The organism is Aeromicrobium sp. A1-2 (genome assembly GCF_003443875.1).
GTDB lineage: Bacteria > Actinomycetota > Actinomycetes > Propionibacteriales > Nocardioidaceae > Aeromicrobium.
In genome coordinates this window covers 978,126-997,435 of the sequence record NZ_CP027482.1, presented here as the reverse complement: position 1 = coordinate 997,435, position 19,310 = coordinate 978,126, and the positions used below count along the sequence as shown (strand labels likewise).

19 protein-coding genes, 2 tRNA genes and 1 pseudogene are annotated in these 19,310 nt (G+C 67.8%); 7 read left to right on the top strand and 15 right to left on the bottom strand.

The window, feature by feature from the left end; translation table 11 throughout:
• Positions 1 to 3 precede the first annotated feature (3 nt).
• Positions 4 to 816 carry a heliorhodopsin HeR gene (heR, locus tag C6I20_RS04880; protein WP_118394934.1) on the bottom strand — a complete coding sequence of 271 codons (813 nt, stop codon included), beginning with the start codon at positions 814 to 816 and terminating at the stop codon, positions 4 to 6.
• 166 nt (positions 817 to 982) lie between these two features.
• On the opposite strand from heR, the gene C6I20_RS17320 reads away from it, so the two are divergent.
• The gene (locus tag C6I20_RS17320) at positions 983 to 1,855 is read left to right on the top strand and encodes a hypothetical protein (protein ID WP_216822989.1); all 873 of its coding nucleotides are present in this window, start codon (positions 983 to 985) and stop codon (positions 1,853 to 1,855) included.
• 57 nt (positions 1,856 to 1,912) lie between these two features.
• On the opposite strand, the gene C6I20_RS04870 is transcribed toward C6I20_RS17320, so the two are convergent.
• Positions 1,913 to 1,986 (bottom strand) — tRNA-Met (locus tag C6I20_RS04870).
• 27 nt (positions 1,987 to 2,013) lie between these two features.
• Between C6I20_RS04870 and C6I20_RS04865 the strand changes: the two genes are divergently transcribed.
• Together C6I20_RS04865 and C6I20_RS04860 are read left to right on the top strand one after the other, a co-directional pair.
• Positions 2,014 to 2,754 carry a PIG-L deacetylase family protein gene (locus tag C6I20_RS04865; RefSeq protein WP_118394933.1) on the top strand — a complete coding sequence of 247 codons (741 nt, stop codon included), beginning with the start codon at positions 2,014 to 2,016 and terminating at the stop codon, positions 2,752 to 2,754.
• Between the two features lie 97 nt (positions 2,755 to 2,851).
• Complete coding sequence (locus C6I20_RS04860) at positions 2,852 to 3,487, top strand: hemerythrin domain-containing protein (protein ID WP_254052253.1); 636 nt, start codon at positions 2,852 to 2,854, stop codon at positions 3,485 to 3,487.
• Positions 3,488 to 3,534: 47 nt separating this feature from the next.
• Here the strand turns inward: C6I20_RS04860 and C6I20_RS04855 are convergent.
• From C6I20_RS04855 to dnaG, 3 genes are all read right to left on the bottom strand, one after another.
• Positions 3,535 to 3,607 (bottom strand) — tRNA-Asn (locus C6I20_RS04855).
• Entirely contained in the window at positions 3,598 to 4,191 is a 594-nt protein-coding gene (locus tag C6I20_RS04850; RefSeq protein ID WP_118394932.1) for a sigma factor, read from the bottom strand. Before C6I20_RS04850 ends, C6I20_RS04855 begins: the two co-directional genes overlap by 10 nt.
• A 75-nt stretch (positions 4,192 to 4,266) precedes the next feature.
• Positions 4,267 to 6,159: a DNA primase gene (dnaG, locus tag C6I20_RS04845; protein ID WP_118394931.1), complete on the bottom strand. Its 1,893-nt coding sequence runs from the start codon at positions 6,157 to 6,159 to the stop codon at positions 4,267 to 4,269.
• A gap of 166 nt (positions 6,160 to 6,325) precedes the next feature.
• On the opposite strand from dnaG, the pseudogene C6I20_RS04840 reads away from it, so the two are divergent.
• Positions 6,326 to 7,334, top strand: a pseudogene (locus C6I20_RS04840) (IS481 family transposase).
• On the opposite strand, the gene C6I20_RS04835 reads toward C6I20_RS04840, so the two are convergent.
• From C6I20_RS04835 to C6I20_RS04810, 6 genes are read right to left on the bottom strand one after another with little or no spacing between them, the layout of a single operon-like run.
• Positions 7,331 to 8,563, bottom strand: coding sequence for a deoxyguanosinetriphosphate triphosphohydrolase (locus C6I20_RS04835; protein WP_118394930.1), 1,233 nt, complete (start codon positions 8,561 to 8,563; stop codon positions 7,331 to 7,333). The pseudogene C6I20_RS04840 and the gene C6I20_RS04835 overlap by 4 nt on opposite strands.
• Positions 8,560 to 9,030, bottom strand: a complete 471-nt coding sequence (locus tag C6I20_RS04830; protein ID WP_162891126.1) for an N-acetyltransferase — start codon at positions 9,028 to 9,030, stop codon at positions 8,560 to 8,562. The genes C6I20_RS04835 and C6I20_RS04830 overlap by 4 nt, the downstream gene beginning before the upstream one ends.
• A gap of 25 nt (positions 9,031 to 9,055) precedes the next feature.
• Positions 9,056 to 9,907 (bottom strand): bifunctional DNA-formamidopyrimidine glycosylase/DNA-(apurinic or apyrimidinic site) lyase, encoded by an 852-nt coding sequence (mutM, locus tag C6I20_RS04825; protein WP_118394928.1) that lies wholly within the window; start codon positions 9,905 to 9,907, stop codon positions 9,056 to 9,058.
• 9 nt (positions 9,908 to 9,916) lie between these two features.
• Positions 9,917 to 10,639 (bottom strand): ribonuclease III, encoded by a 723-nt coding sequence (gene rnc / locus C6I20_RS04820; RefSeq protein ID WP_216823061.1) that lies wholly within the window; start codon positions 10,637 to 10,639, stop codon positions 9,917 to 9,919.
• Positions 10,636 to 10,821 (bottom strand): 50S ribosomal protein L32, encoded by a 186-nt coding sequence (rpmF, locus tag C6I20_RS04815; RefSeq protein WP_056607529.1) that lies wholly within the window; start codon positions 10,819 to 10,821, stop codon positions 10,636 to 10,638. Before rpmF ends, rnc begins: the two co-directional genes overlap by 4 nt.
• A 3-nt stretch (positions 10,822 to 10,824) precedes the next feature.
• The gene (locus C6I20_RS04810) at positions 10,825 to 11,373 is read right to left on the bottom strand and encodes a DUF177 domain-containing protein (protein ID WP_118394926.1); all 549 of its coding nucleotides are present in this window, start codon (positions 11,371 to 11,373) and stop codon (positions 10,825 to 10,827) included.
• Between the two features lie 165 nt (positions 11,374 to 11,538).
• On the opposite strand from C6I20_RS04810, the gene dinB reads away from it, so the two are divergent.
• Positions 11,539 to 12,723 (top strand): DNA polymerase IV, encoded by a 1,185-nt coding sequence (gene dinB, locus C6I20_RS04805; protein WP_118394925.1) that lies wholly within the window; start codon positions 11,539 to 11,541, stop codon positions 12,721 to 12,723.
• Positions 12,724 to 12,734: 11 nt separating this feature from the next.
• Here the strand turns inward: dinB and coaD are convergent, their stop codons facing one another.
• The 4 genes from coaD to C6I20_RS04785 are packed head-to-tail and all read right to left on the bottom strand — an operon-like array spanning position 12,735 to position 17,485.
• On the bottom strand, positions 12,735 to 13,208 hold the full coding sequence (gene coaD, locus C6I20_RS04800; protein WP_118394924.1) for a pantetheine-phosphate adenylyltransferase: 474 nt from the start codon (positions 13,206 to 13,208) through the stop codon (positions 12,735 to 12,737).
• Position 13,209: 1 nt separating this feature from the next.
• Positions 13,210 to 13,758 carry a 16S rRNA (guanine(966)-N(2))-methyltransferase RsmD gene (rsmD, locus tag C6I20_RS04795; protein WP_118394923.1) on the bottom strand — a complete coding sequence of 183 codons (549 nt, stop codon included), beginning with the start codon at positions 13,756 to 13,758 and terminating at the stop codon, positions 13,210 to 13,212.
• Positions 13,755 to 15,896 (bottom strand): ATP-dependent DNA helicase RecG, encoded by a 2,142-nt coding sequence (gene recG / locus C6I20_RS04790; protein WP_118394922.1) that lies wholly within the window; start codon positions 15,894 to 15,896, stop codon positions 13,755 to 13,757. The genes rsmD and recG overlap by 4 nt, the downstream gene beginning before the upstream one ends.
• Positions 15,896 to 17,485 carry a DAK2 domain-containing protein gene (locus C6I20_RS04785; protein WP_118394921.1) on the bottom strand — a complete coding sequence of 530 codons (1,590 nt, stop codon included), beginning with the start codon at positions 17,483 to 17,485 and terminating at the stop codon, positions 15,896 to 15,898. Before C6I20_RS04785 ends, recG begins: the two co-directional genes overlap by 1 nt.
• Before the next feature lie 162 nt (positions 17,486 to 17,647).
• Here C6I20_RS04785 and rpmB point away from each other — a divergent pair, with 162 nt between their 5' ends.
• Both rpmB and C6I20_RS04775 read left to right on the top strand, forming a co-directional pair.
• The gene (rpmB, locus tag C6I20_RS04780) at positions 17,648 to 17,833 is read left to right on the top strand and encodes a 50S ribosomal protein L28 (RefSeq protein ID WP_118394920.1); all 186 of its coding nucleotides are present in this window, start codon (positions 17,648 to 17,650) and stop codon (positions 17,831 to 17,833) included.
• Between the two features lie 44 nt (positions 17,834 to 17,877).
• Positions 17,878 to 19,293, top strand: coding sequence for an amidase (locus tag C6I20_RS04775; RefSeq protein WP_254052252.1), 1,416 nt, complete (start codon positions 17,878 to 17,880; stop codon positions 19,291 to 19,293).
• The last annotated feature ends 17 nt before the right edge of the window (positions 19,294 to 19,310 follow it).

Genomic DNA, 19,310 nt, shown 5'->3' with positions numbered 1-19,310 from the left:
GCGTCACACCAGGGTGTTGGCGAATATTTGCCACGCCAGAACACTCTTGGCGGTCAGGCTCAGCCAGGCGTACACCCGCTCGCCGAACAGGTAGCTGGCCCACCGTCCACGGCCGCGATATTGCAGCCACTGGTTGATCGCGAAGCAGTTGAACAGCACGAAAATGCTGACGAAGATGCCGTAGACGAAGTTGGGGACGTTCGAGCCGCCACCGATCAGGTAGATCGTGATCGCGATCCACGGGACGGCCCCGGCCACCGAGCCCATCGTGAACGGTGTCCACCAGGTCGACTTCCGTTCCGGCGGGTTCGCGACCTCCATGATCCAGCCGAACAGGATCATCGCGACATTCGCTCCGGCGATCGCGACCAGCGCGGCGATGTCCTGGATGCCGGGCAGCAGCGCGATAGCCACGATCATGAGCGTCGAGCTGATCGAGTACTCGACCCAGCGGAACCGGTTGATGCCGTTGGCGATCTCGAGCTCGTAGCGCCGCCATCCCAGGGGCGAGGCGATCAGCAGGTGGAAGAACGCCGAGATGTACAGGAACGAGACGGTCAGCGCGGCAATCGGCAGGCCGCCGACCGACTCCAGGCGTGCGGGATCGAGCTCGGCACCCGGCTGTGCGTTCTGGAACAAGCTGATGACGTCGATCGAGAAGCTGCTCGAGAGCGCCAGCATGACGCTCGCCGACACGGCATGCACGAGCCCCATGACGAGGTTGAAACTGCGCAGACGGCCGATCTGCTGGCGTTCATCGGGCGGCAGGCGGTCGATGCTGCGGTGCAAACGGGTCTCAGCGATGTCGGTCGTCATCCGTCGAGACTAGGGGTGATGCCCGCTGTCCGCATCGCCGGGAGACGCACCACGCAGATCACCGGCACGACGGATCCTTGACCCACTCCTGGTCAACTCCGATCACCCCACTAGGGTTCCGAGCACCGCCATGCCACGGGGCAGGCTCTCTCGGGAGGACACACCCATGGAATCTGGCAAGCTCATGCGCGAAGCCGCGGATCCAGCAACCACGCCGGCTCGCCTGCAAGAGATCGCGCAGGAGGATCGGACCACGTGGACCGCCATCGCGGCCAACCCGTCCGCCTACCCCGGACTGCTCGAGTGGCTCACCGAGCACGGTGACGACGAGGTACGCGCAGCCGTCACCGCTCGCGAAGCTGTTGTCACACCTCCCCCGCCGCCCCCGCCGCCACCGCTGCCACCCGGGCCGCCGGCACCACCGGCGCCGACCGCTTCGAGCTCGGCCGATGACACTCTCATCGAGCCCACATCCGTAGCCGCGGCAGCAACCGAATCGGCACCCGCGCAGGGCGTCGACGGCGACAGCAACAAGAACACCGTCCGCGCGGTGGGCATTCTCGTCGCCGCAGCACTGGTCATCGGCGGCGGGCTGTTCGCCGCCAACGCCCTCGGTGACGATGACGACGGCAAACCCTCCTTCGCAGCCAGCTCCAGGAGCGACGACGTCAAAGACGACGAGCCGTCATCCGGCGGTAGCAAGCCCGAGTTCTGCGCTGCGATGAAGAACGTCCAGGAGATCGGCCTCGACGCCGTGAAGAGCATGCCGTCCGCCGGCGCCACACCGGACCTGGAAGACATTGCGGCGGGTGCCGCGGATCAGCTGGAGAGGGTTGAAGACGCGTACGACGCGCTGGCCCAGAGCGCACCTACTGAGCTCAAGGCCGACATCGCCGTGCTCACGAAGTACATGGCCACGATGGGTGACATGGCAGCGGGTGAGGTCGACGGAGACGACCCGTTCGAAGCGAGTGACATGGACGGCTACGTCGAGGCCAGCCAGAACCTCGCGAAGTACTTCTACGCGGAGTGCGGCTGACCCGCTGCAGATCGTGAGGAACGCCCGACCACCGATGGAGTGGTCGGGGCTCGCAAGTAGGGAGGGCGGGGCTCGAACCCGCGACCCAGGGATTATGAGTCCCCTGCTCTAACCAGCTGAGCTACCTCCCCGAGGGAATGCGGGCTTAGCCTAACGGAATGGAACCCTCAACCCTCGAACCCGTCGACGAGAGCTGGGAACGCGCCCTCGTCGTCGTGGCGCATCCCGATGACATCGAGTTCGGTGCTGCTGCGGCCATCGCAAGGTGGACCGACCAGGGCAAGACCGTTGTCTACTGCATGGTGACCAGCGGAGAAGCCGGCATCGACGGCATCCCGCCCGACGAGTGCCGCGAAATCCGGATCGGCGAGCAGATCGCCTCGGGCCATGTGGTCGGCGTCGAGCAGGTCGAGTTCCTGGGGCTGCCGGACGGGACGCTGGAGTACGGCGTGCCGCTGCGCCGGGCCATCACCGGAGCCGTGCGTCTGCACCGGCCGGAGATCATCATCACGAACAACTTCCGCGAGACCTGGGGCGGCTCGATGCCCAACCAGCCCGATCACATGGCGGTCGGACGTGCGGCAATGAACAGCGCTAGCGATGCGGGCAACCGTTGGATCTATCCCGATCAGCTGGTTGCCGGGCTCGAGCAGTGGGGCGGGGTCAGACAGGTGTGGGCCGCGGGCTCCCCCGACAGCAGACACGGCGTCGACACGACCGACACGTTCGACCGGGGCGTGCAGTCACTCCGGGCCCACCAGGCGTACATCGAGGGACTGGGCTGGGAGAACTTCGACCCGGCCGAGTTCCTCGAGGGCGCGTCTCGGCCAACCGGCTCACGGATGGGCGTCACCCACGCCACGGCATTCGAGGTATTTTCCCTCGTATGGGGCGAATAAGGCTCCGCGGGAGGTATTCCCGGGGCCGCCGAGCAGGAGTAGTTTCTGCGTTATCGCGTCGCGATGAGGAGCGGCGCAAGCCTGAAAGAAGACTCCCGTGACCACCGACACCCACGACATGCTGCTGATACATCGCGTCGTCCGGCGAGAGATCGGGCAGCTGCCCGACCAGCTCCGCGCGGCCGCCGGCGACCCGGCCCGGGCCGCTCGCCTGACAACACACGCCAACGAGATGCTCGACTTCCTGCACACGCATCACACCGGCGAGGACGAGCTCCTCTGGCCGGTGCTGCGCCCCCGCGTTGAGCTCGAGAGTGAGCTCATAGATCGGATGGAGGCTCAGCACCACCAGATCGCCGCCGCCGTGGCGGACGTCCGGCGGGACCTCGCCACCTGGTCCCCCACCGCCGACGCCGACGTCGCCGAGCGGATGGCGAGCCGACTGGAGGGCGTGCACGGCGTGCTCATCGAGCACCTGGCCGAAGAAGAGAGCCGCATCCTGCCGCTGGTGTCGACGCACTTCTCCGAGGAGGAGTGGGGACAACTCGGCAAACACGGGTTCGGGGCAATCCCCGGCAAACGTCGCCTGGTGATCCTCGGCCACATCCTGGAAGAGGCCGACGAGGCGGAGCGCAAGCAGTTCCTCAAGCTGGTCCCACCGCCGGCGCGAGTCGCGTACAGGCTCATCGGCCGACGCCAGCACGCCAAGGAGACCGGGGCGATCCGCAACTGAGCCTAGAACGACGAAACGGCGCCGATATCGGCGCCGTTCCGGTCCTGCTCCCCCACTTGGACTCGAACCAAGAACCCTCCGATTAACAGTCGAATGCTCTGCCAATTGAGCTATGGGGGATCGGCTCCTCGCTGCGGAGGAGCACGGTCGACAACTTTAGCAAGCCGGGTGCGGAGTTGTCGCATCGCCTTGCCCTCGAGGGCTCGAACCTGCGCCACCGTCAGGCCGAGCCGGTCGGCGACCCTGTGACGCGGCAGGGGCGAGGCGGTCGGATCGGACAGGCCGAACCGGACTCGCAGCACCTCCGCAAGCTGTGCTGGCATCCCGTCGAGCAAGTCCAGGTCAGAGCAGATCGGGACCTCGGCCGGACGATCCCGATCATCCAGCGGCAGCTCGGGCCGCCGCTCAACGATCATCGCTGCGCCGATCCAGTGCCAGGCGTACGTCGCCAGTCGCGCTCCACGATCGGGGTCATAACGATCGATTGCCTGGATCAGCCCGATCGCGCCGGACTGCACCGCGTCGCGCAGCTCTTCACCATGGAGACCTCGTCGTCTGGCCCGCATCGCCACTGCCCGCATGCCGGACATGATGAGGGCCTCCCGCGCCTCACGGTCGCCGCGACGCGCCAGCCGGGCCAGCACGAGCTCCTGAGCGGCATCCAGGGGCGGGAGGGCGAGAAAGTCGCGCACGAATCGGTCCATCCACCCAGACTCGGCCCATCAGGGCCTCGTCGCTCCCCCTGCCACGGCCGCTGTGGACCGCCCGCAGCGCCGAGGTCAGCTGGGGGCGTCGCCGCCGAGCGAGCGATCGCGCAGCAGACGGAACTGTTGCTCCAGGGCGATGAGCTCACCGAACATGCGGTTGTAGATCTCAGCCTGGTCGATCGGGTTGGTCCGCTGCAGCTTGGACTTGAGATCGGCCAGCTTGCGACCACAGGTCATCATCTGGAGCCGCACGATGATCGACTTGACCACGGCCTCGGTGTTGTTCTCCCGCGCCCGCATCGGCTCGACCGCAGCGATCGACAGCACCCGCTTGACGTCAAGGTCCTCGATCGTGTCCGAGAGACGGGGCAACCAGTTCGAGTCAGGACCAGTCGGCCACGGCATGGACTGGATGTGTGTCCAGAGCTGCTTGGAGACCGGGTGGGTGAAGTCGTTGTCACCGATGTCGTCTGCGTACCAACCGGCCAGGTGAGGGTGCTGCACGATCGCCTTGAGCGCCTCGCGCTCGTCGGCGAACTGCGGGAGCCCGAAGTTGACCGCAGGGCTCGGCAAGGCAGTGGGTGCAGCGTCGCTGGTCGCGGCGGCCGCGGCAGGCGCGCCCTTGGGACTTGACGTCGAACGACGGCGGTGCTCGGCACGGACCTGCTCGATGTCGGTACCGACCCGCCCGGCGATCTCGCGGAGCAGCTCGTCGACCTTGGACTTGTCGCGGATCGCCGAGCTCAACGAGACCGCCTCGCGCACCGCGTCGACGCGCTGGTCGCCGCGGTCGAGGTCGTACTTGCTGAGCATGTTGTCCAGCACGAACCGGTATAGCGGGATGCGGGACGCGACGAGCTCGCGGACCGCGGCATCGCCATCGGCCAGTCGCAGGTCGCACGGATCCATGCCGCGCGGCTCGACCGCGACATAGGTCTGGGCCACGAACTGCTGATCGCCACCGAAGGTCTTGAGCGCAGCGCGCTGGCCAGCCTCGTCGCCGTCGAAAGTAAAGATGACCTCGCCGTGGAACGCGTCGTGGTCAAGCATGAGTCGTCGGAGGATGCGGGCGTGGTCCTCGCCGAACGCCGTGCCGGAGGTCGCGATCGCGGTCGTCACACCGGCCTCGTGGCACGCCATGACATCGGTGTAGCCCTCGACGATGACGGCCTGGCTCGACGACGAGATCGACCGACGCGCGAGATCCAGGCCGTAGAGGACCTGGCTCTTCTTGTAGATCGGCGTCTCGGCCGTGTTGAGGTACTTGGCCTCGATGCGGTCATCATCGAACATGCGCCGGGCGCCGAAGCCGACGACGTCCCCCGTCATCTCGCGGATCGGCCAGAGGACGCGGCCCCGGAACTTGTCGTAGAGGCCGCGCGAGCCGCTGGCCGCCAGACCGCCGACCGTGAGTTCCTCATCGGTGAAGCCCTTGGCCTTGAGGTGAGCCACCAGCGCCTCTCCCCCACGCGGCGCGAAGCCCATGCCGAACTTCTCGGCGGCCGCCTGGTCGAACCCGCGGTCCTTGACGAACTGACGGCCTGCCTGAGCATCGGGTGAGGACTGCAGTGTTGTGGCGTAGAACTCAGCGGCCTCGCGGTGTGCCGCGAGCAGCCGCGGGCGCTGCTGCGGGTCGCGACGCGGTCCGGTGTTGCCGCCTTCCTCGTAGTTGAGGGTGATGCCGACCTTGATCGCGATGCGCTCGACGGCCTCGACGAAGGTCAGGCCTTCGATCTCCATGAGGAACTTGTAGACGTCTCCCGAGGCGCCACAGCCGAAGCAGTGATAGAAGCCCTGCACGGGTCGGACGTTGAACGACGGCGACTTCTCGTCGTGGAACGGGCACAACCCCTTGCGGGAACCGCCGCCAGCATTGCGGAGCGTGACGTACTGCTCCACGACCTCATCGATCCGTGCGCGCTCACGGACGAGCTGGATGTCGTCGTCCTTGATGCGCCCGGCCATGGGGTGAATGCTAGTCGGCCCGGCCCACCCGCAGGACCGCTAGTTGTGATGCCCAGGCACGTTGGTCGAGATCGTGCGATGTCTTGATCTGAATTTGTAGACGGGTGAAGACCTCCCGGTGTGGAGTGGAGCTGTTGAGAAACCGCTTCACGACCAGGAGGTCTTCATGTGCCACGCTACCCATTCCAACGCGGCTTTGACGCCGCGAGCCAGGCTTCGGTTGGCTCGTCTTGTTGTCGACCATGGTTGGCCGCCAGCGCGGGCCGCTGAACGTTATGACGTGTCGTGGAAGACCGCGACGAAGTGGGCTGATCGCTACCGGCCGAGGGTGAGGCCGGAATGGTCGACCGGTCCTCCAGGCCGCACCGTCAGCCGAACCGGACGCCGCAACCGATGGTTCGAAAGATCGTGCACCTGCGCTGGAAGCAGCGACTGGGGCCGATCGAGATCGGCGACCGGCTGAACATGCCGGCCTCGACCGTGCATGCGGTGCTGGTCCGTTGCCGGCTCAACCGGTTGACCCACATCGACCGCGTGACCGGTGAACCGATCCGCCGCTACGAACACGAGCGTCCGGGCGACATGATCCATGTCGACGTCAAGAAACTCGGGAAAGTCCCTGACGGCGGAGGGTGGCGCTACGTCGGCCGCGGCCAGGGCGACAAGAACAGATCAGCGACGACCGTGCGCATCGGTGGTCCACGCAACAAGTACGGCAACCCATTGATCGGACCTGCTACCTGCACACCGTGATCGATGACCACTCCCGCGTCGCCTACGTCGAAGCCCATGACGATGAGACCAAGGAGACCGCCACCGAAGTGCTGCGCAACGCCGTCGCGTGGTTCGCCGAACGCGGCGTGATCGTTCGGCAGGTCTTGTCCGACAACGGCAGCTGCTACCGCAGCCACCTCTGGGCCGAGACCTGCGCCAATCTGGGAGTCAAGCACCGCCGGACCAGGCCCTACCGGCCCCAGACCAACGGCAAGATCGAACGCTTCCACCGCACCCTGGCCGAGGGCTGGGCCTTCAAGAAGTTCTACAACTCCGAATCAGCCCGACTCGCCGCCCTGCCATCATGGATCCACCAATACAACCACCACCGGCCCCACTCAGCAGTCGGGAAGAAAGCACCCATCACCAGATTGGACAACCTGGCTGGGCATCACAGCTAGTGCAGGAGCCGTAGCGCCCACGCGTGCGCGGAGACGTCGGTCAGGCTCGCAACCTGGTCGATCACGACCCGACGACGGGCCGAGTCGTCGCTCGCCTGAGCGAAGTCGAGAGCGAACTCGGCCTCGAGCTCGGTGCCGTCGGAGCGGTCGAGCACCTCGACCAGCGCCGACAGGAGCTCGCGCTGCCGACCGAGGGCGCCGGCACGGTCGTCCGATCGCATGACGTAGTGGGCGGCGATCGACTTGAGCACCGTGATCTCGTCACGGGTGTCCGCGGGCACCTCGAGGTCGGCTGCGAAGCGGATCAGCGGACCATCGCCCCACTGCTGCACCGTTGCAAGCTCGGCAGCGCGCGCGAATCGTCCGATCAGGGCGCTCGTCAGACTCTTGAGCACGGCACGTTCGGCGCGACTGCCATCGAACTGAGTCCGCGGCCACTCGGGCAGCTCGTGCAGACGTCCCAGCGCCGCGTCGAGCCGGTCGTCACCGGCATCGGGTGCGTACCAGTCGCGGGCGACGTCGTGGATCGCATCTCGGTCGAGCTCTCCGGACCGCAGCCCGAACCAGCCGCCGACGACACCGTCCTCGACGTCGTGGACCGAGTACGCGATGTCGTCGGCCAGATCCATGACCTGCGCCTCGATCGGACGACGCTTGGCCGGCGCCCCGTCACGGAGCCACGTAAACACTGCGAGGTCGTCGGCGTACGCACCGAACTTGCCGCTCCCGTCGGGTGCCTCGCCGCGCGGCCAGGGATACTTCACGCACGCCGAGAGCGTCGCACGGGTGAGGTTGAGGCCGACGCTGCTGCCGTCCGCGGCGAATGCCTTGGACTCCAACCGGCTCAGGATCCGCAGCGTCTGGGCGTTGCCCTCGAAGCCGCCGCACGACTGGGCCGCCTCATCGAGCGCGACCTCGCCGTTGTGGCCAAACGGCGGGTGTCCCAGGTCGTGTGCCAGCGCAGCGGAGTCGACGATGTCCGGATCACAACCCAAGGACTTGCCGAGCTCACGGGCGACCTGCGCCACCTCGAGCGAGTGGGTCAGCCGGTTACGCACGAAGTCGTCGAATCCCGCGCCCATCACCTGGGTCTTCGCCGACAACCGTCGCAGTGCCGCCGAGTGGACGACGCGGGCCCGGTCACGCTCGAACGGAGTGCGTCCCGATCGCTTGGGCGGTTCGTCGACGAAACGCTCGCGGGCCTCGTCACCGTAGGGCTGGTCCGTCATCGGATCTGCTTGCTCATGTTGAGGTTCGTGATCTCGAAGCCGGACGACTCGTAGAGGCTGATCGCGGTCGTGTTGGAGCCGAAGACGTGCAGTCGCAGGACCGCGATGCTGTGGTCGGCGCACCAGCCCTCCGCCGCCTCGAGTAGCTCCCGCCCGTAGCCCTGCCCGCGGCGCGCCTGGCCGATCTCGATGTCGTAAATGAAGGCCTCCGGGACCGGCACCGCAAGATCGGTGAACAGCCACAGGACGCCGACCTCCTCGCGATCGACGGCGCCGATGAACAGGTGGTGCGCGGGGGTGTCGACGCCTTTGGGAAGAAGCGTGCGGTTCTCCGTGATCGAACGCTCGAGGGCGCCCTCGGCGGGCCAGTTGCCCGCGTCGACCTTCTCCTGCGCGTACTCGGCGACGAGACGTTCGTTCCACGAGATGAATCGCTCGGCGGACATGGGCACCAGGACGAGACTCACTCGCGCAGGCTATCGCGCCGGACCATCAGAACTTGCCGTTGCGCGGCCGGGGCTGGCAGGTGGGGCACCAGAACGACGAACGGTTCATGAAGGCGTCCCGGCGGATCGGCGTGCCGCATCGCTCGCACGGCTGGTCCTCCTGCCCGTACGCCTGCAGTGAGCGGTCGAAGTAGCCGCTGTTGCCGTTGACGTTGACGTAGAGCGCATCGAAGGACGTGCCGCCCTGGGCCAGGGCCTCGAGCATGACCTCCCCGATGTGGACCAGCAGGCCCTCGACCTCCCGCGTCCGCAGGTGCCGGGTGTTCCGCGCGTAGTGCAGCGGCGTGCGCCACAACGCCTCGTCTGCGTAGATGTTGCCGACACCCGAGATCAGCGTCTGGTCGAGGATCGCGCGCTTGATGCCGGTCTGGCGCTTGCGAAGCCTCGCTGCGAACTCCGCGGGGTCGAACAGTGGGTCGAGCGGATCACGCGCGATGTGCGCGATCTCGGGGGGCAGCTCCGCTCCGTCCTCGCTGAACGCCATGCCGCCGAAGATCCGCTGGTCGGCGAACCGCAGCTCGCGGCCGTCGTCCAGCGTCAGGGTGATGCGCAGGTGCCGCGGATTGTCGGCCTCGGCCGCCGAGATCAGGAACTGGCCACTCATGCCGAGGTGGCACAGCACGGCATCACCGTGGTCGAGCTGCAGCCACAGATACTTGCCGCGCCGGGCTGCACCGACGACGGTGCGTCCCTCGAGCCGGTTGACGAAGTCGGTCGCGCCGGGCGGGTGACGACGCACCGAGCGGACGTCGTGGACGACGACCCGGGTGATGGTTCGGCCGACGACGTGGGAAGCAATGCCGAGGCGTACCACCTCGACCTCGGGAAGCTCTGGCACGCGTCGAGCCTAGACCTGGTCGGTGACCGCGACCTCGACGCCGGCGTTGATGCCACGCCAGGCGATCTCCGCGACCATCTGCTCGGCTTCCTTCTTGGATCGGCCGGTGCCGCCGCCGTAGATCTGCTCCCCCACGTGGACCTCAGCGGTGAACGACTTGTCGTGGTCGGGGCCGGTGCCCTCGAGCACGTAGTGCGGGACGCCGAGGTCGTTGTTGGCGGTGATCTCCTGCAACGACGTCTTCCAGTCGAGTCCGGCACCCAGATCGGCGGCGACCGCGATGACGGGGTCGAACACGCGGTGGATGACCTCGGCGGCGCGCTCGATGCCGAACTGCACATAGATCGCACCCAGCAGGGCCTCGACGGTGTCGGACAGGATCGACGCCTTGTCGCGGCCGCCGGTCGCCTCCTCGCCACGCCCGAGGCGCACGTGGTCGCCGATGCCGAGCGTGCGCGCAACCTCCGCGAGCGCCTTGGCACTCACGACGGCGGCGCGCAGCTTCGCGAGCTGCCCCTCGGGGAGCTCGGGATGCTCGGTGAACAGCGTGTCGGTGACGACGACCCCAAGCACCGAGTCGCCCAGGAACTCCAGGCGCTCGTTGTTGGGCACACCACCGTTCTCGTACGCGTACGAGCGGTGGGTCAGGGCATGCTGGAGCAGCCCCGCGTCCAGGTCCTCTACTCCGAGGACCTGGCGGAGTGCATCAGCATTGGCTGCTGCAGCGATCAGAGGACCTGGCGACGCTCGCCGCGAGCTCCGTACTGTCCGCACTTGGTGCACGCGTGGTGCGGCTGCACCTTCGAGTCACACGCGGGGTTGGCGCAGTCGACGATCGCCGTGGCGGTCGTCTTCCACTGCGAACGACGGTGGCGCGTGTTGCTGCGCGACATCTTCCTCTTCGGGACTGCCACGATCTACTCCTTGCTGTCGTCGGACGAGGTGTCCGACACTGATCGGTCGGCTGGCGAGACCGGTTGCTCCGCCAGCTGGCTCAACGATGCCCATCTCGGGTCAATCGCCTCACCGTGTGTGTGCTCTGGATCATCCGCAAGCCGCGCTCCACATTCAGGGCACAGTCCCGGACACTCCGGACCACACAACGGGTTGTGCGGCAGTGCAAGCACCACCGCGTCCCGCAGGACGGTCTCGAGGTCGAGCAGGTCGTCCTCGAGGTAGAACTCCTCCTCTTCGGCCTCTTCCTTGTCAGAAGGTGCCTCGAAGAGATACAGCTCCTGGAATCCCACCACGACAGCTTCGTCGATCGGTTCCAGGCATCGCACACATTCACCCACGGCACGTGCCGAGACGGTGCCTGTTGCCAGGACACCTTCCATGATGACGTCGAGCCGGAGCTCGATCTCCATCGGGGAACCCTCGGGCACGGCGTAGACGTCGTGTCCCATCTCTGCCGGCGCGGGAGTCGTCAGGGTGTGGGTGCGTTCGGCGCCCGGTTTGCGACCCATCGCGTGGGTATCGAAAACCAAGGGTCCCGAAAGCACGTTTGCCCATCCGTTCAAGTGCACGACAAAACTTCGACCCGCAAGCAGGCCGACGTAAATCGTAACCCGCGGGGCCACACCGAGGCCAATCGCATCGCCCGTGTCGGTGCCCGGTGACACCATGCAGGTATGTCCGAGGGCACCGTGCTGCACGCCGACCTCGACGCGTTCTACGCGTCGGTCGAGCAGCGCGACGACCCATCGCTGCGCGGACGCCCTGTGATCGTAGGGGGCGGAGTCGTTCTCGCGGCCAGCTACGAGGCCAAGGCCCGCGGTGTGCGGACCGCGATGGGTGGGCAGCAGGCGCTGCGGGTGTGTCCCGACGCTGTCGTCGTCCCGCCGCGCATGCACGCCTACACGCAGGCCAGCCGCGACGTGTTCGACGTCTTCCACGACACGACTCCACTGGTCGAGGGCCTGTCGATCGACGAGGCATTCCTGGAGGTCGGTGGGCTGCGGCGCATCCGCGGGCTGCCGTCATCGATCGCCCAGCAGTTGCGGCACGACGTGCGCGAGCGGGTCGGGCTGCCGATCTCGGTCGGCGTCGCCCGCACCAAATATCTCGCGAAGGTCGCCAGCGCGGTGTCCAAGCCCGAAGGCATGCTCGTTGTCCCGATCGAGAGCGAGCTCACCTTCCTGCACGCCCTGCCGGTCGAGCGCCTGTGGGGCGTCGGCGCGGTCACCTCACAAAAATTGCGGGACGCCCGCATCGTCACGGTCGGTGATGTCGCCGCCCTCTACGAGATCGAGCTCGTGCAGCTGCTCGGACCCGGCGCAGGGCGCCACCTGCACGCCCTGGCGCACAACCGCGACCCCCGCCCGGTCGTGGCCGGCAAGCAGCGCGACTCAATGGGCGCCCAGCAGGCGATCGGTCGCGGGCCGCACTCCGCCGCCGAGCTGGACCTCGCGCTCCTGACGCTCGTCGACCGCGTCACGGGCCGCATGCGTTCTGCTGGGCGCACCGGACGCACCGTCACGATCCGGCTGCGGTTCGGCGACTTCACCCGGTCGACCAGCTCGCACACGCTGGACCGGCCGACGGCTCACAACCTGACGGTGCTCGACATCGCCCGACAGCTCCTGCGATCGAGGCAGGCAACGATTGCCGAGCGCGGCATCACCCTGATCGGGGTCTCGGTCGGTTCCCTCGACGACAGCCCGGCTCAGCTCGCGCTCCCCCTCGACGTCACCGCCAGCGCCGAGCTGGACGACGCGATCGACGCGGTCCGCGGCAAATATGGGTCAGCGTCGCTGAAGCGTGCCGTCCAGATCGGGCGGCGCGACCCCATCGCGGCGCCGCTGCTGCCGGACTGAGACGGCTCGGCTCAGGAGTACTTCGTCTTGAGCTCGGTCAGGACGAAGTCGGGAACGAGCCTGGACACGTCGCCGCCATGCTTGGCGACCTCCTTGACCAGGCTCGAGGCCAGGAAGGAGTACTCCGGGGTCGTCGGGATGAAGATTGTGTCGACCTCGGTCAGGCTGCTGTTCATCTGCGCCATCTGCAGCTCGTAGTCGAAGTCCGTGACGGCTCGCAGACCCTTGACGATCGCCGTCGCACCGTTGTCGTTGCAGAAGTCGACGAGCAGCCCTCCGAAGGACCCCGTCGAGACGTTGGGCAGATGCGCCGTGGCGCGTTCGAGCAGCTCCAGCCGCTCCGGGATCGTGAACAGGCCCTGCTTGTTCTCGTTGACGAGCACCGCGACCACGACCTCGTCGAACAGACGCGCAGCCCGCTCGATGATGTCGAGGTGACCATTGGTCACCGGGTCGAAGGAACCGGGGCATACGACCTTCGTCATGTCAGCGACCGTACCAAAGGGTCGTCTCGCCGTACTTCTTGCTGCGCAGACCCTCGACCCCGTCGGGCCACACGAACGGATCACGGGTCGAGCGCTCGACGACGAAAAGGGCCTCCGGCGCAGCGCACGACGCCTTGATCGTTGCCACCAGCGCAGCAACCTGAGCGGTCGGCAGGGCGTACGGAGGATCGATGAAGACCAGGCTGAATGCCTCGGCCGGAGTGTCCCGCAGATAGCGCTCCGCAGTCACGCGGGCGACAGCGGCGGGTGCGCCCAGCTCCTTGACGTTGGCCCTGACCACGGCCGCGGCCTTGGGATCGGACTCGACAAACTGTGCCGAGCCGGCCCCCCGCGACAGGGCCTCGAGGCCCAGTGCCCCGGACCCCGCGAACAGGTCGAGCACGCGCAGCTCGGCCACGAACCCGCCGAGCTCGGACTCCAGCGACGAGAACAGCGCTTCGCGCACACGATCGCTGGTCGGCCGGGTGCCGTCGCCCTTGGGTGTCTGGATCCGTCGTCCGCCGTACTGCCCCGCAATGATCCGGGTCATGTGCGCTCCAGGTAGTCGGCTCGCTCGGAATGCTCGAGGTCGTGCACCGCGGCGGCCAGGGCCGGGTGGGCCGCCAGACCGGGATCGGCCTCCACGACGGAGTCGGCGATGCGGCGCGCGTCGTCGATGATCTCGCCATCCTTGACGACCGACAGCAGCCGGAGGCTTGACCGGATGCCGGACTGCCGGGCGCCCAGCACGTCGCCCTCGCGACGCAGCTCGACGTCGAGCCGGGACAGCTCGAACCCGTCCGAGGTCGAGGCGACCGCGTCGAGCCGCTCGCGGGCGGGCGAGTCGTCCCCGGACGTCGTGACGAGCAGACAGAGACCGGCCTCGGAGCCGCGACCCACGCGACCGCGCAGCTGGTGCAGCTGTGACATGCCGAAGCGGTCGGCGTCCATGATGACCATGACTGTCGCGTTCGGTACGTCGACGCCGACCTCGACCACGGTGGTCGCGACCAGGACATCAACGTCGCCGCGCGCGAACGCGTTCATCGTGGCGTCCTTGTCGTCGGCAGACATGCGTCCGTGCAGGCTACCGAGGCGGAGGCCGTGCAGCACGCCGCCCGCGAGCTCCTCGTGCAGCTCGACCAGGGACCGGGTGTCCTTCTCCTCGCCATCGTCGCTGTCACCGATGCGGGACACCACGACGTACGCCTGGCGGCCCTTGGCGACCTCCTCGCGCACTCGTTGCCACCCACGCTCGAGCCACGCGGGGCGCTCGGCGTACGGGACGACGGTCGTCTGGATCGGTTGCCGACCGGCCGGCAGCTCACGCAGGGTCGACACCTCGAGATCGCCGAACACCGACATCGCGATGGTGCGTGGGATCGGCGTCGCGGTCATGACCAGCACGTGCGGCGTGACCTCGGCCCGGTCGACCAGGGCCGCCCGCTGCTCGACACCGAACCGGTGCTGCTCGTCCACGACCAGGAGGCCGAGCTCGGCGAACTGCACGTGGTCCTGGATCAGTGCATGTGTGCCGATCACGATCCCGGCCTCGCCCGAGGCTGCGTCCAGGAGCGACTCCTTGCGCGCCTTGGCGCCCTGCGAGCCGGTCAGCAGGCGCACCCGGGTGGCACCGTCGGCGCCACCGATCATGCCGCCCTTGGCGAGGTCGCCCAGCATCGCGGTGATGCCGCGGAAGTGCTGGGACGCCAGGACCTCGGTCGGTGCGAGGAGCGCCGCCTGGGCGCCCGCATCTACGACCTGCAGCATCGCGATCAGCGCCACGATGGTCTTGCCGGAGCCGACCTCGCCCTGCAGCAGACGGTGCATCGGGTGGGTACGTCCGAGGTCTGCGGATACCTCGGCGACGACCTCCTGCTGACCCGCCGTCAGCTCGAACGGCAGCTGGGCCTCGAACCGCTCGCGGATCCCACCCGTGACGACGGGTCGCGATGCGGCCCGTTCATGCTCCAGTTGTCGGCGGCGCTGCGCGAAGATCGTCTGCACCACGAACGCCTCCTCGAACCGGAAACGGTCGCGCGCGCCCTGCCAGTCGGCGGTGTTGCGCGGACGGTGGATCGCCTCGAACGAGCCGCTCAGGTCGAAGAACCCACGCTCCGTGCGCACCTGGCCGGGCAGCGGATCATCGAGCGGCCCGATCGCGTCCAGGCACATCCCGATGCACTGCTCGATCTTCCACGAGGGCATCTTGGCGGTTGCGCGATAGAGCGGGATGATGCCGCGACTGAGCCGCGAGCTCTCGGTCGGATCGTCAGCCTCGGTGAGCGGCTCCCAGTCGGGGTGGGTCAGCTGCAACTTGCGGTTGAACTCGCTCACGACACCCGCCGCAAGGCCAAGCGAGCCCTCCTCCATCGACTTGAGTCGCCAGGCCTGCTGGAAGAACGTCAGGGTCAGCTGACCCGTGCCGTCCGTCACGACGACCTCGGTGCGGGTGCGGCGGCCGCCCGGGCCGAACGAGTAGTTCTTGACCGACGCGACCCGCGCCATGATCGTGACGTGCTGACCGACCTCAAGACCCGACAGGTCGGTCAGCTTGCCGAGCTCGGCGTAACGGCGCGGGTAGTGGCGCAACAGGTCTTCCACGACCAGCATGTCGAACGCCTTGGTGAGCGGCTTGGTCGTCTTGTCCCCCAGGACGTTGACGAGCTTGGTCGACAGGTCGACCATCACTCGACCGCGATGAACAGCGGATAGTTCTCCTGGCCCCCGTCGTAGACCACGAGGTCGACGTCGGGGCGCAGCGTACGGAGGTGGGCCGAGATCGACTCCTCGATGCCGCCCTCCACGCCCTCACCCACCACGACGGTCAGCATCTCACCGGCCGGGGACAGGATGCGGTCGATGACGTCGTACGCGACCGCGAGAACGTCCTGGCCCACGACCGCGAAGTCACCGGCCACGACGCCCAGGACGTCACCGACCTCGCACGGCCCGACCATCGTCATGCCCGGCTCGGTCGCGACCGTCACCGCACCGTGCTGGGTGTGCGCAGCGGCGCTCGACATCGCCACGACGACCTCGTCGAAGGCCAGGCCCGGATCGTGCACCGCGAGCGCCGCGAGCCCCTGGACCTGCGCGTAGGTGGGGATGACCGCGACCCGCACACCGTCCTGGCGGGCGGCCTGGGCGGCGGCCTCGAACTGCCGGACGTAGCGCTGATTGTTGGGCAGCACGATGACCTCGTCAGCGCCCGCCTCACGCAGCGAGGCGCTCATCTCGGCGATCGTCAGCGGATGCTCGCGGGTGAACTCCAGGGTCTGTGCGCCCGCCTCCCGGCACAGCGCCGTGAGGCCGACTCCGGTCGTTGCGGAGATCACGACGCGACCCGAACGCGGGGCCCGAGCGATCTGATCGGCGAAGTGGGTCACCGCGATCCGGTAGGGCCGTCCGACGCCGATGCCGGCCTCGATCGCCGCGCCGACGTCGTCGACGTGGACATGGACGTTCCAGAGCCTCTCTCCTCCCACGACGACAAGGGAGTCACCCAGTGGCATCAGGGCGGCGCGCAGCTCGGCGATGCGATCGTCGTCGGCCTCGAGGAGGTACATGACTTCGTAGGACGGACCGTCCGCGCTGAGGTCGTCGCCGGCAACCACGATCGGCACGGGGACATGGCTGCTCGCCCGCTCGGGCACCCGACCGGTCAGCGCCTGCTCGGTGGCGTCGAGGACGACGACCAGGGCCCGCCCGCCGGCGTCCACGACCCCGGCACGAGCCAGCAGGGGCATCTGCTGCGGGGTGCGGGCCAATGCCTCGCGGGCAGCACGGGCGGCCTTGCCGAAGACTGTGCGTCCGTCGACCCCGGCCTCGGCTGACTCCGTGGCACCGTGCGCAGCAGCCTTCGCTACCGACAGGATCGTGCCCTCGACGGGCGCGCCGACGGCCGCCCACGCGGCGTCGGAGGCGGCCGCGAACGAACGGGCGACGTCGGCGGCGGTGATCTCGCCACCTTCGAGGTCAAGATCCTTGAAGCACGCCCGCACGAGCTGCGAGAGGATCACCCCGGTGTTGCCCTTGGCGCCGGTCAGCAACCCGTCGACGTACGCCTTGACCACGGCGGACATCGGCTCGTCGGCACCAGTCGCGGCGACGGCATCGGCGCCGGAGACGAAGGTCAGGTAGGCGTTGGTGCCGGTGTCGCTGTCGGGGACCGGGAAGACGTTGAGAGCGTCGATCTCGGCGCGTGCCGAGGCGAGAGCGCCAGCACACAGCTGGGTCCACGCCCGGAATGCCGTGGAGTTGAGGGTGAGGCCCATGGGGGGAGGCTATCGGTCCGAACCTCCCCCACAGGTGACCAGTCGGGCTGATTCGCGTCTGCGTCGGTTCGTCCGCTATTCTTGAGCAGTTGTCATCTGGACCCATCGGGTCACGAGGGCACCCCCATTTGTTCGTGAAGTCTCAATGTTCAGGAGTTCGCCGTGGCTGCGGTCTGTGATGTGTGCGCCAAGGGACCCGGCTTCGGCCACAACGTTTCCCACTCGCACCGACGCACGAAGCGTCGGTTCGATCCCAACATCCAGCGCGTTCGCGCTGTGATCAACGGGACCCCCCAGCGGGTCAACGTGTGCACCGGCTGCCTCAAGGCCGGCAAAGTCTCACGTTAGTCGTTTCGCTGGTCCAACCAGCGAATTGACCCTAGAGTCATCTCGTGAACAACGAGATGACCACCCGTGTCCATGCCTTTGGCGATGATGCACTCGGCGACCTCGACGCTGTCGGGGTCGCCGTTGCCATTGCCGCGGGCGAGATCAGTGCGCGCGAAGCCACCGAGGCTGCGATAGCCCGTGCCGAGCGCGTCAACCCTGCGCTCAACGCGATCCAGCACCCTGATTTCGACCGCGCCCGCAGCGCTGCCGATCGGCCTGCGACGGGTGCCTTCTCGGGCGTACCAACGTTCGTCAAGGACAACACCGACGTCGCGGGCCTACCGACGGACCAGGGATCGCTCGCGGTCAACTCCCGGCCCGCCGTCGCGAACGCGCCGTTCACGGATCAATTCCTGTCGGCCGGCCTGACGGTGCTGGGCAAGTCGACGATGCCGGAGTTCGGCTTCAACGCCACGACCGAGTACGAGACTCTCCCCCCGACCCGCAACCCGTGGAACACGGGATACTCCGCCGGCGCGTCCTCAGGCGGCTCCGCAGCGCTGGTCGCGGCGGGAGTCGTGCCCATCGCGCATGCCAACGACGGGGGCGGCTCGATCCGCATCCCGGCCGCCGCCTGCGGACTCGTGGGGCTCAAGCCCACCCGCGACCGGGTCGTGCCGGCCGTCGAGGCCGCCAAGCTGCCGGTCGACATCGTCTCCAACGGCGTCGTGACTCGGACGGTTCGCGACACGGCGCACTTCCTCGCGGCGACCCAGGCGTACCTGCCGGCCGCTGGCCTGCGACCCCTTGGGCTGGTGGAGGGCCCGTCGGACCGCCGTCTGCGCATCGGGCTGATCGTCGACTCCGTCACCGGGGTCCCGACCGACGAAGACAGCCGCAAGGCCGTGCTCGCCACGTCCGATCTGCTCGGCGGGCTGGGCCACGAGGTCGTCGAGGTCGAGCTGCCGGTCGACCAGGCGTTCATGGCGGACTTCAAGCACTACTGGGGACTTCTGGCGTTCTCGACCCAGCACTTCGGCAAGAAGGTCATGGGTCCGGACTTCGACAAGACCCTGACGGACCCGCTGACCCGAGGACTGGCCCGCAAGTTCATCCGGCAGGCATGGCGGACACCCGGGGCGATCCGGGGCCTCAAGCGTTCGGAGCAGCGCTATCGCGCCGCATTCGCCGACGTCGACCTGATCATGTCCCCGACGCTGGGCTTCGCGACGCCCGAGCTCGGCTACCTGTCCCCCGCCGTCGACTTCCCCGTCATGTTCGACCGGCTGATCCAGTACGCCGCGTTCACCCCGCTCAACAACGCCTCAGGCGGCCCGGCCATCTCACTGCCGCTGGGCCGGTCATCGGCCGACATGCCGATCGGCGTGCACTTCTCGGCCGATCACGGTGACGAGCAGACGCTTCTGGAGATCGCGTACGAGCTCGAGGCGGCGCAGCCGTTCGCGACGATCCGCTGAGCACGAGCCGGCGGCGA